Origin of the sequence: Rhodopseudomonas sp. BR0C11 (genome assembly GCF_010820945.1) — a bacterium.
GTDB classification, from domain to species: Bacteria; Pseudomonadota; Alphaproteobacteria; order Rhizobiales; family Xanthobacteraceae; genus Rhodopseudomonas; species Rhodopseudomonas palustris_H.
Genome location: NZ_QTKI01000013.1, coordinates 1 through 15,121 on the forward strand (window position 1 = coordinate 1; position 15,121 = coordinate 15,121).

Consider the following 15,121-nt stretch of genomic DNA (forward strand, 5'->3'; position numbering starts at 1 on the left):
GCGGCGGACGGTGCGGCACCCACAGTTTGACGCGGCCGTCCTCGCCCTTGAATTCGGGGCGGCCGTGGCGGATCAGACTCTCCAGTGCGTCGGCCGTGGCCTTGACGCCAAGTGCCTCCATCTTGCTACGCGGCGGCCTTGCCAGCGCTTCGGCGTCGTCCTCCTCGGTCGGCAGGCCGAGCTGCCGCGCCAGCTCCGGATCGAGCGTCGGAATGGTGGCGGCGGTTCCGTAGTTCGCCTGCGGCGCCTCGTTCAGGCCGCCTCGGCTCGCGCCGGGTGGCTGCGGGTAGGGCTGCAGTGCCGTCGGCCGCGGCGTGGCGCCGTCGCCGACCTTCGGCGTCGAAGCGCGGCCGCGATGCACCGCCGCTTCGCTGCCGCGGCGGTCGTGCGAATTGTCCGGCGGCGGCTGCAGGCCGGTGCCGGAGCCGAGACCCGCATCGCCACGATTGAGCGCCGGATTCAGAAGTTCGGCCAGCGCCGGCCCAATCGGCTTCACGTCGGGCCGATGTGCTTTGGATTTTGGGGTTTTTGCCGGCTTGCCAGGCTTGTCAGGAGTCTTCGCCATGCCGGCAATATGGGGCGAAGCGCCCGGCGAATAAAGGGCGGCCGCCCGCGCGCGTTTCGCTTATGTCGGCGCCACCCGCAGCCGCTTCATCCCGTGAGGGAGCCGCGCGTCGCACCACGCTTCGATCGCCGGCTGGCGGCGATGCAGGAACAGCCCGAGGGCGATGATGGCGATGCCTATCAACGACAGCGCGAACGGGAACAGCAGCGAGTCGCGGAACAGTTTTTCGGCAAGATCGCCGAGATAGATCGCAATCCCGAGGGCGCCGAACACCGCGAACACCCGCCGGCCCAGCACCACGGCGATGCCGAGGAACACGACGTTCATGGCGCAGTACAGCGCCTTGTCCAGGTTGGTCCCGTTCGAGGTCGCAGTGATGCCGCCCCAAAACGTCATCACGCCGAACAGATACAGCCAGAATGCGAAGTCACCGCTACGCTGGCGCAGATGCACCAGCACCGCGGCGATCACCATGCCGGCGCCGAAGCCGATCGAGACCTTGCGGGCGGTTTCGAAATCGCCGTGCGGCGTGCCGGTGATCCATGGCACCAGGTCCATCGACAGGAACCACAGCGCCACCGCCATCAGAAACACGATGAACGGAAAGCGATAGAACGCCAGCGCCACCAGCGCCGCCACGATGGTGGCAAGCTCCATGAAGATGAAGCTGCCTTTGACCCAGATGTAGAAGCTGCGAACGGTGTCGGGCTTGCCGAATTCGGACCACAGCCCGAACGCCTCCTGCACGCCATACACTGCCAGTGGCATCATCCCGACCGCGACGGCGATACACAGCCCGCCCGGGGTGCGCAGATTCTTCACGTGCCACAGATAGTGCCCGGTCCACCAGAATGCGACGGCGTAGATCAGCGCCGTGGCAGTGAGCGCCGCGCCGCCAAGGCCGGCGAACGCCATGGTCGAGAACAACCCCATGGCGCTGATCACGATCAGCGCGCCCGCATACCAGAGCAGGTGCACGATATCGAAGCGCGGGCCGTCGCTCGCGGCCACCGGGTGACGTCCGTCCAAGAAGGTGCGGAGCGCCGCTTCCTGCGCCGGCGTGATCACGCCAGCCTGGGTCGCTGCCTGCAGGTCTTCGGCCGAATAGCGCATCGTCACTCTCCCTCCGCCCAGCCGCCCGGCGGGCTGCCGCCGTTGGTGGTGTCAGTGAAGCGCGATCATGTTCAATTCGCGTTACGGAATACTTTGCAGTGCGGGAAAACCGTAGCTGTGGAGAGCCGAGATCGCGGGAGGAAATTTCGGTTTTGCGGGCGGGATTGCAATGGTCATTGCGGCGGGAACTAGGTGATGATCCGTGCCCTTCCGGAGATTGAGCATGGCACGAATTATACCGTCGATGATATTAGCGACCGCCGCGGCGCTGGCGCTGCTGGCCACGCCGCTCGCCGCGCAACCCAACGACGCCGAGCCGGCGACCCGCGCCGCCAACGAGGCGATCACCAAGACCTTGCCGCTCGCCGACCGCGCCGACTTCGAGGACGCGCAGCGCGGCCTGATCGCGTCATTGCCGGACGGCGTTGTCCCCGGCCCGCCGGGTGCGCCGGCGGCGTGGGATTTGAAGCCGTATGACTTCCTCAAGGGCGATCAGCCCTCGGCCACGGTCAATCCCAGCCTGTGGCGGCAGGCGCAGCTCAACCTCGCCAGCGGCCTGTTTCAGGTCGCCGAGCGGGTCTATCAGGTCCGCGGGCTCGACATCGCCAATGTCACCATCGTCGAGGGCGACACCGGGCTGATCATCACCGACACCACGCTGACGGTGCAGACCGCCAAGGCGGCGCTCGATCTGTACTACCAGCACCGGCCCAAAAAGCCGGTGGTGGCGCTGATCTACACCCACAGCCACATCGATCATTTCGGCGGGGCGCGTGGCCTGATCGACGAGGCCGATGCGGCCAGCGGCAAGGTCAAGGTGATCGCGCCGACCGGCTTCATGGAACATGCGGTCGCCGAGAATGTCATCGCCGGCAACGCGATGAGCCGCCGCGCGCAATTCCAGTTCGGCACCCAACTGCCGGTCGGCGACCGCGGCCAAGTCGACGCCGGCCTCGGCAAGGCGCTGGCCAAGGGCACGGTGTCGCTGATCGCGCCGAACGACCTGATCAAGCAGCCTTATGAGACCCGCAGCATCGACGGCGTCGAGATCGAATTCCATCTGGTGCCGGAATCCGAAGCCCCGTCCGAGATGATCTCGTACTATCCGCAGTTCAAGGTGTTGAACATGGCGGAGGACACCACCCACACGCTGCACAACCTCTACACCCTGCGCGGCGCCGCGATCCGCGACGGCCGGCTGTGGTCGAAATATATCGGCGAGGCGATCGAGCGCTACGGCGACAAGACCGACGTGGTGATCGCCCAGCACAATTGGCCGGTGTGGGGCCGTGACCGCGTCGTCGGCTATCTGAAAAAGCAGCGCGACGTCTACAAGTTCATCCACGACCAGAGCGTGCGGCTGCTCAATCACGGCCTGACGCCGACCGAGATCGCCGAGCGGCTGACGCTGCCGCCGTCGCTGACGAGTGAATTCGCCGCGCGCGGCTATTACGGTTCGGTCAGCCACAACGCCAAGGCGGTGTATCAGTTCTATCTCGGCTGGTACGACGCCAACCCGGCCGATCTCAATCCGCTGCCGCGCGCCGAGCAGGCCAAGAAGGAGATCGACTATATGGGCGGCGCCGCCGCGGTGCTGGCGCGCGCCCGCGACGACTACAAGGCCGGGCAATATCGCTGGGTGGCGACGGTGACCAGCAAGCTGGTGTTCGCCGATCCGTCCAACACCGAAGCCCGCGCGCTCGGCGCCGACGCACTGGAGCAGCTCGGCTATCAGGCCGAAGCGTCGACCTGGCGCAACGCCTATCTGCTCGGCGCGCAAGAGCTGCGCAACGGCCTGATCAAGACCGACTCCGTGACGTCCAATCCCGATCTGCTCAAGGGCGTGTCTATCGATCTGGCATTCGACTTCCTCGCGGTGCGGCTGAATGCGGCGAAGGCCGAAGGCAAGCACATCGTGGTGAACTGGACCTTCACCGACCTGAAGGAGACCTACACCATGAACCTTGAGAACTCGGCGCTGACCCACGTCTCCGGCAAGCTGTCCGACAACGCCGACGTCAGCGTCACCCTGAACCGCGCCACCTTCGATGCGATCTCGCTGAAGCAGCGCGGCTTCCTCGGCGCCGTGCTGAGCGGCGACCTCTGGGTCAGCGGCAACCCGCTGAAGCTGCGCGAACTGTTCGGCCTGTTCGAAGACTTCTCGCCGAACTTCGAGGTGATCGAGCCGGTCAAGGCGAAGGTGGAGTAGGGGGCGGCGCACACTGCCATAACAGTGTCATTCCGGGGCGCTCGCGCTGAGCGAGCGAACCCGGAATCCCGAGCTTGTGAAGCACCTCATTGTCCTTGCACGTCGAGATTCCGGGTTCGCCGCTGCGCGGCGCCCCGGAATGACGGTCGATGCATCGCCAGTCCCGTCATGCGCGGGCTTGACCCGCGCATCCATCATCTTGAAGAGATGGATCGCCGGACGTCGTCCGGCGATGACGTGACGTGCGAGCGCCCGACGCCGGAATGTTCGGCGAGCGCCCACGACGAACGCGAGACCCGAGGACGCGCGACATGACTCTCAAACTGTTCGAACTGGTCGGGGCCGATGTGGGCCGGCCGTTTTCGCCGTTCGTGTGGCGGACGCGGATGGCGCTGGCGCACAAGGGGCTGCAAGCGGAGACGATTCCGTGGCGCTTCACCGATAAGGCGGCGATCGCGCCGTACGGCTCCGAGAAAGTGCCGGTGCTGCTCGACGGCGACAAGACGGTCGCCGACTCCTGGGCGATCGCCAACTACCTCGAAGACGCCTATCCGGATCGGCCGTCGCTGTTCGGCGGCGAGGGCGGCCGGGCGATGGCGCGGATGCTGAACTGGTGGGGCGATCTTGCGATCGTCGGCGGCCTGTTTCCGCTGATCGTCGCCGACATCGCCCGACGGCTCGATCCGGACGACGCGGTGTATTTCCGGCAGTCGCGTGAGGCGCGGCTGAAAAAGTCGCTGGAAGAGACCGCCGCGACCCGCGATCGCGCGGTCGAGGGCTTCCGCAAGTCGCTCGACCCGCTACGGCTGACGCTGAAGACGCAAGCCTTCATCGGCGGCGCCGCGCCGAACTACGCCGACTACATCGTGTTCGGCGGCTTCCAATGGGCTCGGGTCGTCAGTGACTTCCAGCTGCTGCAGAACGACGATCCGGTCTATGCTTGGCGCGAGCGGCTGCTCGACGCCTTCGGCGGCCTGGCCCGGGCCACGCCCGGCTATCCGGTCTGAACCGCGGCGCGCGGCCGATTCCGCCAGTCGGCGAGGCCGCGCGACAGCTCCTCGCGTCCGACCAGCGCGGCAAACTGGGCGCGTTCGACCAACAGGCCCTCGTCGATCGACAGGTTCAGCCCGCGGGTCGCCGCGGTGATCACTGCCGCGACTGCGCCGGCTGGATGCCGGATGATCTGCCGGGCCAGCGCATCCGCCGCGTTCAGCAACTCGCCATGCGGCACCACGCGATTGACCAGGCCGATCGCCAGCGCATGCGCGGGGGAAAACGGCTCGCCGGTCAGCAGCAATTCCAGCGCCCGCTTGCGGCCGGCGAGGCGCGGCAGCCGCTGGGTGCCGCCGAAGGTCGGCGGCATCGCCAGCTTGATCTCCGGCTTGGCGAAGCGGGCGCGCTCGCTTGCGACCGCCAGATGCACCGCCTCGGTGATCTCGCAGCCGCCGCCATAGGCGATGCCATTCACCGCCGCAATCACCGGCTTGGGAAAGCTCTCCAGCCGAGCCGTCATGGTCTGGCCGCGGCGGACGAAGTCGCGCACCGCGTGGTCGGCGCCGTGCGCGACGCTGCCGGAGAACTCGGCGATGTCGGCGCCGGCCGAGAATGCCCGCTCGCCTGCGCCGGTGAGGATCACGGCGCGGATCGCGTCATCTAGTTCGATCGCGTCGAGCCGCTGCATCAGCCGGTCGATCAGTGCGTAGTTCAGCGCGTTTAGCTTGTCGGAGCGGTTCAGCGTGAGCAGCGCGATGCCGTCGCGCAGCTCGATCGGGATCAGCTCGGTCATGTCGTGGCCTCCATCGGTCACCCGATGGCTACCGCGGGCATCGCGTTGTGTATATTCACTGGTCGGTATACATAGGCGAGATGATGGTCCGAATGTCAGCAGCAGCTCCGAAGATCCGCAAGGGCAATACCACGCGAGACCGCATCGTCGCGGCCGCCGCCAAGCTGTTCTATGCCGAAGGCATCCGCGCCGTCGGCGTCGACGCGGTGGCGGAGAAGGCCGGCGTCACCAAGCGGACGCTGTATTATCACTTCCGCAGCAAAGACGATCTCGTCGCGGCGTATCTCGAAGGCCGCGATCAGCCGAACCTGGCGCTGTTCCGGCAATGGTTCGAGGAGACGCCGGGGGCGCTGCCCGCCAAGGTCGAAGGCATCTTCCGCAATCTCGCGCGGGCTGCGCGGCATCCAAAATGGAAAGGCTGCGGCTTCCTGCGTACCTCGGCCGAGCTCGCCAATCTGCCCGGCCACCCGGCGATCAAGATCGGCGCCGCGCACAAGAAGAAGTTCGAGCGCTGGCTGTGCGAGATCTTCGCTGAGGCCGGCATCGCTACGCCTGAGGAACTTGCCCGGCAGATGCTGCTGCTGCTCGATGGGTCGTTCGCGGTGGTGCTGCTGCATCGGGATGCGAGCTACATGGAGACCGCAGGCGCGGCGGCAGCCAAGCTGGTGGCGGCAGCCTTGCCGGCGCGTGCGAGCGGGCCGCGGCGCGCGGCGAAAGTCAGCGCGTCTCGCACCCAGAGCTGAGGAACGGGACGTCGGGTCGGCGGTTGAGGGGGCGGTTCGCCGCCCACCTCTCCCACGGAGCTGCCCGATGAATTTCGTTCCGGTGTTCGCCGCGCTCGCGTTCCTCGCTATTGCGGCATGGCCTGCCGCGGCCCAGCCGGCGAACCCGCCGCATCATGCAGCTTTACGGGCCGACCCGCAGCCGCTCAGCGACGCCGACAAGCAGTTCCTGGCGTTCGCGGCTGAAGACAATCAGGCTGAGAGTCAGCTCTGTCTGTTGGCTGAGAAGCGTGCCGTCGACCCGGCTCTCAAAGCGTTCGCGCGGCTGATGGTGAATGATCACGTTGCGATCGAGAGCCGGCTCGCCGCGCTCGCCAACGACGTTCAGGCGCCGTTGCCGGACGGCGTGGGCGATGAGGGCGAACGCACCCGCGCCGAACTGAAGGGCCTCGCCGGCGATCAGTTCGACCGCAAGTTCCTCGCTGCGCAGATCGAGGGTCACAGCAAGGACATCGAGAAGTTCTCGCAAGCCGCCGATCGCGGCAGCGAAGGTGCGAGCCGCTTCGCGTCCGAGACGCTGCCGATCCTGCGCCAGCATCTGGCGCTCGCGCGCGCCGTACAGACGCAGTTGAAGGCGGCCGAGTAACCGGCCTTCGGTCCGGAACGATCGCGTCAGGCGGCTGTTGCCGCTGACATCCACAGGATCACAGCCATGACCAATACGATCTCCCGCAGAGGTGTCGTCGGCGGAGCGGGTGCCGGCATGCTCGGCGTCGCGGCCGCAGCCGCGCCTGCATTTGCCAAGGATGCTCAGACCATGACCGACGCCGCTCCGCTGCAGGACCCGACCTCGAAGTATCCGAAGCCGCCGTTCGAGCGGCAATCGCAGCCGTGGCCGGGCCTGGCGTCGAAGATGAATCCGCGACCTGACCACGGTGAGCGGAGCTACAAGGGCTCGGGCCGGCTCGCCGGCCGCAAAGCGCTGATCACCGGCGGCGACAGCGGCATGGGCCGCGCCGCCGCGATCGCGTTCGCGCGGGAAGGCGCCGACGTTGCGATCAACTATCTGCCGGCCGAAGAGGAAGACGCGCAGGAAGTGATCAAGCTGATCAAGGATGCGGGCCGCAACGGCGTGGCGATCCCGGGCGATCTGCGCGACGAGCAGTTCTGCAAGCAACTGGTCGAGCGCGCGGTGGAGAGCCTCGGCGGCCTCGACATCGTCGTCAACAATGCGGCCCGGCAGCAGACCCGCGCGTCGATCCTCGACGTCAGCTCCGAGGATTTCGACGCCACGATGAAGACCAACATCTACGCGCCGTTCTGGATCATCAAGGCGGCGCTGCCGCACCTGAAGCCGGGCTCGTGCATCATCGGCACCTCGTCGGAGCAGGCGGCCGACCCGTCGCCGGATCTCTACGACTATGCCCAGACCAAAGCCGCGACCACCAACTACGTCCGCTCGCTCGCCAAGCAGCTCGCCCCCAAGGGCATCCGCGTCAACGCGGTTGCGCCAGGCCCGATCTGGACGCCGCTGCAGGTGTCCGGCGGCGCGACCATGGAGAAGCTTGAGAAGTTCGGCAGTATGGCGCCGATGGGGCGCCCCGGCCAGCCGGCCGAGCTCGGCTCGATCTACGTCCAGCTCGCCGCCAGCGATGCCAGCTACGCGACCGGCCAGGTCTATGGCGCGATGGGCGGCGGCGGATTGCCGTAACGATTACGCTCCGTCGAAGCGTCGAAGGCCTCTCGATGTCTCCCGTCATTGCGAGCGAAGCGAAGCAATCCAGCTCCGTGCACGAAGCTCCTGGATTGTTTCGTCGGCTATCGCCGCCTCGCAATGACGTTGAGAGATCATGACGACATAAGATCTTCCGCTCAGCCTGCTGATCAGGCTGGCACCGGCGCAAATCGTCCGCGCGTCTGCAGCACATCGAGCACGCCGTGCAGATCCGGCAGCACCGCGGCGCATTTGCCGCGTGTGGCGGCGTCGGGCTGCAGCAGGTCCGGCACCATCAGCGTGATGGCGCCGGCCGTGAAGGCCGACGCGACCCCGACGCTGGAGTCTTCCACCGCGACGCAATGGGCCGGCTGTACGCCGAGCCGGTCGGCGGCGAGCAGATATAGATCCGGTGCCGGTTTGCCGTGGGCGACGTCGTCCCGCGTGAGGATGGTGCCAAACCGCGCGCGGATGCCGGCGAGCGTCAGGTGCATATCTGCCGTCTTGCGCGATGACGATGTCACCACCGCGACCGGGCAGCGGGCGTCATCCAGCGCATCGAGCAACTCGCAGGTGCCGGGCTTGACCGGCAGGCCTTCGGCGAACCGCGCGTCGCGCTTGGCGACGAAGGCGCGGTTGATGTCGGACAGCGGCAGCGTCTCGCCGTAGCGCGCGACCAGCAGCGCCTGGCACTCCGGCCCCGGCAGCCCCACCATCGACTCGCATGTCTTAGTCGCATCCGGCAGCCCGAACGCGTTCAGCACCTCGGTCAGGCTTTCCAGATACACGCGCTCGGTATCGACCAGCGTGCCGTCCATATCGAGCAGCACCGCTGCGATCAGCCAGTCCTGTGCGACCTTCACGATGTGCGGCTCGCCTTCGCCATCGCGCGCAAGCAGTCCGGGCACAGGCAATCCGTCGCATCCGACGGCAGCGGCATCGTCGCCGGCTCCGCCGCGCACCAGCAGCCCTTGTCCATCGTGCACGAAAACTCGGCGCCGCAGCCGGCGCAGATCAACCGCCGCGGCGGCGGTGCAGGCGTGTCGGACGAGGTTGGGCGGAGCGGCATGAGCAACGATCGGTGAACGCTGGTTGAAACACGCTCGCAGCGTACTCCGCCTGGGCCGCGATGCAATACGCGGAAGGTCGCGGAGGGGAGGGGACGTGCGGCAGTCAGGATCAAGAGAACGGGCGCGATCTCTCCACCTGTCATTCCGGGGCGCTCGCGCAGCGAGCGAACCCGGGATCCCGCTGTGCAGGGCGAAGGGCCTCAACGCAGAACACCTCGAGATTCCGGGTTCGCGCCCGGGCGGGCGTGCCCCGGAATGACGGTGTGAGGAGGCGTGACCGTCAACTACCCATTCGTCATCGCGTCCACCTCGGCCATCTCTTCGGCGGTCAGCTTCCAGCTCGCGGCCTTGACGTTCTGCTCGATCTGCTCGGGCGTGGTCGCGCCGGCGATCACGCTGGAGACTTGCGGGCGGCAGGCGAGCCAGGAGAACGCCAGTTCGAGCAGCGAATGGCCGCGCGCTTCGGCGAACGCCTTCAGCTTGTCGACCAGATCGAGATTGGCCTCGGTGAAGTAGCGGTCGCGGATCGCCGGCATCTTGGCGAAGCGGGTGTGCGCCGGCGCTTCGGTGCCGCGCTGATACTTGCCAGTCAGAAGGCCGCTCGCCAGCGGGAAGAACGGCAGCAGGCCGAGCTTGTATTCCTGCGCGGCCGGCAGCAGGTCCCTCTCGATGTCGCGCACCACCAGGCTGTATTCGTCCTGGCACGACACGTAGCGGTGGGTGCCGAGCGCACGTGCGACGTACTCCGCCTCGGCGATCCGCCATGCCGGGAAATTCGAATTGCCGATGTAGCGCACCTTGCCGGTGCGGATCAGGTCGTCGAGCGCGCGCAGCGTCTCGTCGATCGGCGTCAGCGGATCGTAGTCGTGCTGCTGATACAGGTCGATCCAGTCGGTCTTCAGGCGCTTCAGGCTGGCCTCGACCGCCTCGACGATGTAGCGCCGCGATGCGCCCTGCTTGGTGCCGTCGGTCGCCATCGGCTTGCAGAACTTGGTCGCCAGCACGATGTCCTTGCGCCGATCGCCGAGCACGTTGCCGAGCACGGTCTCGGAGCCGCCCATGCCGGCATAGATGTCGGCGGTGTCGAACAGCGTGACACCGAGGTCGATCGCCTTGTGGATCACCTTCTTCGAGGTTTCGGGGTCGGTGCGCTGGCCGAAATTGTTGCAGCCGAGGCCGACGACCGAGACCCGCAGGCCGCTGCCGCCGAGATTGCGAATGTCCATGAAGTGTCCTTGAGAGGTGCGTGGAGCCGTCCATTGTGACGCGCGCGCTGCAGCGCCGCAACCCGCGTCGCCGATCACAGCAGCGTCAAGCGGCGTCACCGGCGAAAGCTGTTCTCGGTCGCGGTGAGGCGCGCTACAATCTGATTCTGGCGTGGCCCGCGCCTCCCCCCTCCATTGGGAAAGTATCATTCATACGGGGCTGCACGACCGTCGAACCGCCCGTTCGAGCGCCTGCATGCGGAGGGATTGCGGAATGGCTCGATCGAGGAGGTTGTCGAGATGCGATTGTCTGCGCCGGTCTATCGCCTGAAACGTAAAGCCAAACTGCTGTCCCGCGCCCAGAACATGCCACTGCACGCGGCGCTGGATCATGTCGCCGCGGCAGAAGGATTCGAGCGCTGGAGCCTGCTGCTTCAGTCGGCGGCGGCTTCGCCGGCGGCCCGTCTGTTCGGGGCGCTGACTCCCGGCGATCTGGTGTTGCTCGGCGCGAGGCCGGGGCAGGGCAAGACGCTGCTCAGCCTCGAACTCGCCGTCGAGGCGATCAGGGCAGGGCGCACCAGCGCCTTCTTCACGCTCGAATACACCGAGGTCGAGGTGCTGACGCGGCTTCGCGCGATCGGAGCCGATCCGGCGTCACTGGCGGACAAGTTCGCGCTGGATACGTCGGATGCGATCTGCTCGGACTACATCATCGGCCAACTGGCGTCAGCCGAACGCGGATCGCTAGCGGTGATCGACTATCTGCAGTTGCTCGACCGGCGTCGCGACACGCCGGACTTGAACACTCAGATCCGCTCGCTGCGGGCGTTCGCCCACAGCGCGGGCGTGATCCTGGTGATCATTTCGCAGATCGACCGCTCTTACGATCCTGCCAAGAAGAGTTGCCCGGATTTGAGCGATGTTCGCTTGATGAACGAGCTCGATCTTGGCCTGTTCTCTCACGCCTGCTTTGTGGGAGCGGACGAGATCAGGTGGTCGCCAGTGCCGGCGGCCGCTTGAAGCGCCCTACGCCGCTTCCGGCTGCACATCGGGCGTCGTCACCGGCGCTGCGGCGGGGCGCGGGGCGATGGCGCCGCGCATGCCGGCGCGGCGGGCGGCTTCGCACATCCGGCGCACCGACTGCTCGGCGTTGCGGGTGATCTGCTTGCGGTCGGCGTCGATCGAGGTCGCGACCGCATCGCCCCAGCTGACGGTGACGTCGATCGCACCGGCCGACAGCAGCTCGACGAAATGCGGAATCAGCTCGGCGTCGCCGTACCACGCCACGCGCTGGCGCAACTCGCGGCCGATCGGCAGGCCGCCGAAGCCGGTATACGTCACCGCCATCGGCTGCACTGCGACGCGGGCGCCGCTCTGTTCGCCGATCGCGTGATGCACCGCGCCGACCAGCGCCGAGCGGAACGGCAGCACGCGGCTGCCGTCGGACGAGGTGCCCTCGGCGAACAGCACCATGGCGTCGCCATCCTGCAACCGCGCGCCGATCTCGCGCGTCGCCTCGCCGGTGCGATGCCGGGCCTGGCGATCGATGAACACGGTGCGCTGCCAGCGCGCCAGCGCGCCGAACACCGGCCAGCCGGCGACTTCGCTCTTGGCGATGAACGACACCGGCGCCACCGCGGAGATCACGCAGATGTCGAGCCAGGAGACGTGATTGGACAGGATCAGCACCGGGCCGTCGCAGCGGCGGCCGACCTGATGAATGCGGACGCCGATCAGCGCGCAGACGATGCGATGATACAGCTGCGGAATCGTGCGCTGTGCGCGCCAGCCGAACCGGATCGCCAGCAGATGCACCGGCAGCAGGGACAACGTCAGCGGCACGACGGCGGCAATGACGAGGATGAATCGCAGCATGGCAATAACTTTGCGCCGCTCAAAAAGGTGCGGCCCCGGTCAGACGCGGCGACTGACGGGGACCGCTGGGGACGTTGATCGGCGACGGGGGGCCTCGATCAGACGCGAGCGGACCCTAACGGTAGTTTGTTACACGGCGGTGACGCGTCAACTACATCTTAACGTGTGAGGCGAACCGCGGCCGCGGGCGCACTTCTCCGCTGAAAATACCGCTTAGTTGGCTGCCGGCGCGACGCGCAAGAGTCGCCCCGTATCGCTGTCGGTCAACAGCCACAGCGCGCCGTCCGGCCCCTGGCGCACGTCGCGAATTCGCTCGTCCAGCGTCTGCAGCAACCGCTCTTCGCCGGTGATCTTGTCGCCGTCGAGCGACAGCCGCACCAGCATCTGTCCGGACAGCGCGCCGACGAACAGGCTGCCGGTCCAGGTCGGAAACAGCTTGCCGGTGTAGAACGCCATCCCGCTCGGCGAGATCGACGGCACCCAATATTTTGCTGGCTGCTGCATGCCCGGCTTTGCGGTCGCCTCGTGGATCTTGGCGCCGTTGTAGTCGATGCCGTAGCCGATCACCGGCCAGCCGTAATTCTCACCCTTGCGGATGATGTTGACCTCATCGCCACCGCGGGGGCCGTGCTCGACCTCCCACAGTTTGCCGTCGGCGGGGTTGAAGGCGAGGCCCTGCGGATTGCGGTGGCCGAGGCTCCAGAGTTCAGGCTCGGCGCCGTCGCGGCCGGCGAACGGATTGCCGTCGGGCACGCTGCCGTCCGGCGCAATGCGGACGATCTTGCCCAGATGATTGGACAGGCTCTGCGCCTGATCGCGATGCGCGTAGTGCTCGCCGAGCGTGACGAACAGATTGCCGTCGGTGCCTTGCGCGATCCGGCAGCCATAGTGATTGCCGGACGACAGCGGCCCCTGCTGGTGGAAGATCACCTTGACGTCGCTCAGCCGCGGCGCTTGGCCGGCGTCGAGAGACGCGCGCGCGACCGCGGTCCGTCCGCCGTTGCCATCGCGTTCGGCGTAGCACAGGTAGATCGTGTGGTTGCTGGCGACGTCCTTGTCGGCCGCGACGTCGAGCAGTCCGCCCTGGCCCGAGGCCCACACTTCGGGCACGCCCTGCAGCGGCTTCGACACCTGGCCTTGCGGCGTCACCAGCCGCAGGCGGCCGGGGCGCTCGGTCACCAGCATCCGGCCGTCAGGCAGAAACGCCAGACCCCAGGGATGCACCAGCTTCTGCGCGACGGTCTGGACGGTCAGCGGGCCGGCGGAGGATTCGTAAGTGGTGATCTCGCCGCGGCTCGCGGTGACGATCAGCAGCGAGGCAAGCAGCGCGGTGGACGCGCTGAGCGTGCCGGAAACCCAGACGATCGGAGCCTTCATCGCACTGCCTCCTCGCAGGATGGCCGTCGCGGCTGCGGTGCGGCGCGCGAGTCAACGCGCCGTGATGGGAAAGGATCGTTGCCGAGCCGATCAGAGCGCGAAAGGCGTCCCCATGCCGCAGCCTGGCCCGCATTGGGTCGACAGCAGCGTCAGCGCGAGGATGGTGCCGAGCGAGGCGACCGCGATGACCAGTGAAGCGGCGACGGCTCGAACCAAACGGGGAGAGGTGACGGGCGCGGCAGGCCGGTTGAAGCCGGGCGCCGAGCCGGGCGACGAAAGCATGACTCGAAATCCTCGAACCAAACGCCGGCGAATCACCGGCGTAGGTGAATTGTCGTGCGATCACGGGCGTTTGTGCGGCGCCGAAGGGCGCCAATCATGGCCAAATCGCGGCGGAATTCGAGCGGTAGGGCCGCCGTCAGGCCTCGGCCGCGAAGCTCGTCGGGTCGGCGGCGATGGTTTCCGGGGTCCAATCCATGGTGATGAAGCCCGGGGTCTGCTCCACCCGGCGCAGCCACGCGTTCACCGCCGGAAACGTCGACAGGTCGAAATCGCATTGGTCGGCGACGTGGGTGTAGCCGTAAAGCGCGATGTCGGCGATGGTGAGCTGGCCGGCCGCGAAGTAATCGTTGGTCTTGAGATGATTTTCCATCACCTGCAGCGCCGCATAGCCGCGCTCAAGCCAATCCTCCAGCGCGTGGGTCTGCAGGTCGCGGCCGCCCTTGACCAAGCACAGCCAAAAATACGCCGAGCCGATGTTCGGCTCCAGCGCGTGCTGCTCGAAGAACATCCATTGCAGCGCTTCGGCGCGGTCCATGCGGGTGTCCGGCGCCAGCGAGGTGCCGACGGCGAGATACCATAGGATCGCGTTGGATTCGGCGAGGTAGCGGCCCGGTGCGGTCTCCAGCAGCGGCACCTGGCCGCTCGGATTCTTGGCGAGGAAATCCGGCGTGCGGCTTTCGCCGCGCAGGATATCGACCTCGACCGCGCGGTAGGGGGCATCGAGAAGCGCCAGCGCAAGGCGAACCTTGTAGCTGTTTCCCGATCGCTGCATCGAATAGAGCTTGTACATCCTGAAGGTCGCTTCGCTCTCCCTGCCGCCGGCATCTGCCGCGCCTAACGCGGCTAAACAATGATGTCCCCCGGCAGGCCCCGCATGCCCCAAGCGCTGGAAAGGGTCGAAATCCCATGCCGCATTGCACAGGGGACGGCGGTGACCCGAAAATCCCGCTGCTGCGACCGATTTCGTCTTTTCGCTATGCGAAATCGCGCGGGTGCGCGCAATGCCGCGCATGACTGGCAACTACCGTTCTCGGCAGGGGGACGCACGGCCTCTCCTGGCGGTTGTGCCGACGACTGAACAATGCCGCTATTCCCGCAAGCTTCTTGCGATGCAACGTGGCCGCGCTTAGTGTGGGGATATTCCCGTCAGAGATGGAAGAGTCGCGCCAAATGCCGACTCATGACGGCTGCAAGGAGAAGACG

General features: G+C 66.8%; 15 protein-coding genes and 1 pseudogene. 7 read left to right on the forward strand and 9 right to left on the reverse strand.

The window, feature by feature from the left end; all coding sequences use genetic code 11:
- A pseudogene (locus DYI24_RS02575) lies at positions 1 to 565 on the reverse strand (excinuclease ABC subunit UvrB); the annotation flags it as partial.
- Between the two features lie 60 nt (positions 566 to 625).
- The gene (locus tag DYI24_RS02580) at positions 626 to 1,678 is read right to left on the reverse strand and encodes a hypothetical protein (RefSeq protein ID WP_164571150.1); all 1,053 of its coding nucleotides are present in this window, start codon (positions 1,676 to 1,678) and stop codon (positions 626 to 628) included.
- A gap of 223 nt (positions 1,679 to 1,901) precedes the next feature.
- Between DYI24_RS02580 and DYI24_RS02585 the strand changes: the two genes are divergently transcribed.
- Both DYI24_RS02585 and DYI24_RS02590 read left to right on the forward strand, forming a co-directional pair.
- Positions 1,902 to 3,887 carry an alkyl/aryl-sulfatase gene (locus DYI24_RS02585; protein ID WP_164571151.1) on the forward strand — a complete coding sequence of 662 codons (1,986 nt, stop codon included), beginning with the start codon at positions 1,902 to 1,904 and terminating at the stop codon, positions 3,885 to 3,887.
- Positions 3,888 to 4,198: 311 nt separating this feature from the next.
- Entirely contained in the window at positions 4,199 to 4,894 is a 696-nt protein-coding gene (locus tag DYI24_RS02590; protein WP_164571152.1) for a glutathione S-transferase family protein, read from the forward strand.
- Here DYI24_RS02590 and DYI24_RS02595 read toward each other — a convergent pair.
- On the reverse strand, positions 4,882 to 5,673 hold the full coding sequence (locus DYI24_RS02595) for a crotonase/enoyl-CoA hydratase family protein (RefSeq protein WP_164571153.1): 792 nt from the start codon (positions 5,671 to 5,673) through the stop codon (positions 4,882 to 4,884). The genes DYI24_RS02590 and DYI24_RS02595 overlap by 13 nt on opposite strands.
- Before the next feature lie 92 nt (positions 5,674 to 5,765).
- Between DYI24_RS02595 and DYI24_RS02600 the strand changes: the two genes are divergently transcribed.
- From DYI24_RS02600 to DYI24_RS02610, 3 genes are all read left to right on the forward strand, one after another.
- Positions 5,766 to 6,416, forward strand: coding sequence for a TetR/AcrR family transcriptional regulator (locus DYI24_RS02600; RefSeq protein ID WP_164571154.1), 651 nt, complete (start codon positions 5,766 to 5,768; stop codon positions 6,414 to 6,416).
- Between the two features lie 67 nt (positions 6,417 to 6,483).
- Positions 6,484 to 7,041, forward strand: coding sequence for a DUF4142 domain-containing protein (locus tag DYI24_RS02605; RefSeq protein WP_164571155.1), 558 nt, complete (start codon positions 6,484 to 6,486; stop codon positions 7,039 to 7,041).
- A 66-nt stretch (positions 7,042 to 7,107) separates the two neighbouring features.
- On the forward strand, positions 7,108 to 8,106 hold the full coding sequence (locus DYI24_RS02610) for an SDR family oxidoreductase (protein ID WP_164571156.1): 999 nt from the start codon (positions 7,108 to 7,110) through the stop codon (positions 8,104 to 8,106).
- A 173-nt stretch (positions 8,107 to 8,279) separates the two neighbouring features.
- Here the strand turns inward: DYI24_RS02610 and DYI24_RS02615 are convergent, their stop codons facing one another.
- Positions 8,280 to 8,972, reverse strand: coding sequence for an HAD family hydrolase (locus tag DYI24_RS02615; RefSeq protein ID WP_164571157.1), 693 nt, complete (start codon positions 8,970 to 8,972; stop codon positions 8,280 to 8,282).
- 3 nt (positions 8,973 to 8,975) lie between these two features.
- On the opposite strand from DYI24_RS02615, the gene DYI24_RS28605 reads away from it, so the two are divergent.
- Positions 8,976 to 9,194: a hypothetical protein gene (locus DYI24_RS28605; RefSeq protein ID WP_164571158.1), complete on the forward strand. Its 219-nt coding sequence runs from the start codon at positions 8,976 to 8,978 to the stop codon at positions 9,192 to 9,194.
- 269 nt (positions 9,195 to 9,463) lie between these two features.
- Here DYI24_RS28605 and DYI24_RS02625 read toward each other — a convergent pair whose 3' ends face one another.
- Positions 9,464 to 10,405, reverse strand: a complete 942-nt coding sequence (locus DYI24_RS02625; RefSeq protein ID WP_164571159.1) for an aldo/keto reductase — start codon at positions 10,403 to 10,405, stop codon at positions 9,464 to 9,466.
- Positions 10,406 to 10,684: 279 nt separating this feature from the next.
- Here DYI24_RS02625 and DYI24_RS02630 point away from each other — a divergent pair, with 279 nt between their 5' ends.
- Positions 10,685 to 11,404, forward strand: a complete 720-nt coding sequence (locus DYI24_RS02630) for a DNA helicase (RefSeq protein WP_164571160.1) — start codon at positions 10,685 to 10,687, stop codon at positions 11,402 to 11,404.
- 6 nt (positions 11,405 to 11,410) lie between these two features.
- Here DYI24_RS02630 and olsA read toward each other — a convergent pair whose 3' ends face one another.
- The 4 genes from olsA to DYI24_RS02650 all read right to left on the reverse strand — a co-directional run bounded on the left by olsA (position 11,411) and on the right by DYI24_RS02650 (position 14,708).
- On the reverse strand, positions 11,411 to 12,259 hold the full coding sequence (gene olsA, locus DYI24_RS02635) for a lyso-ornithine lipid O-acyltransferase (protein ID WP_164571161.1): 849 nt from the start codon (positions 12,257 to 12,259) through the stop codon (positions 11,411 to 11,413).
- 213 nt (positions 12,260 to 12,472) lie between these two features.
- Positions 12,473 to 13,636, reverse strand: a complete 1,164-nt coding sequence (locus DYI24_RS02640) for a PQQ-dependent sugar dehydrogenase (RefSeq protein WP_164571162.1) — start codon at positions 13,634 to 13,636, stop codon at positions 12,473 to 12,475.
- A 90-nt stretch (positions 13,637 to 13,726) separates the two neighbouring features.
- A complete protein-coding gene (locus DYI24_RS02645) occupies positions 13,727 to 13,918 on the reverse strand; it encodes an HtrA2 peptidase (protein WP_119019071.1) in 192 nt (63 codons plus the stop codon).
- Positions 13,919 to 14,054: 136 nt separating this feature from the next.
- On the reverse strand, positions 14,055 to 14,708 hold the full coding sequence (locus DYI24_RS02650; RefSeq protein WP_011159866.1) for a glutathione S-transferase family protein: 654 nt from the start codon (positions 14,706 to 14,708) through the stop codon (positions 14,055 to 14,057).
- Between the last annotated feature and the right edge of the window lie 413 nt (positions 14,709 to 15,121).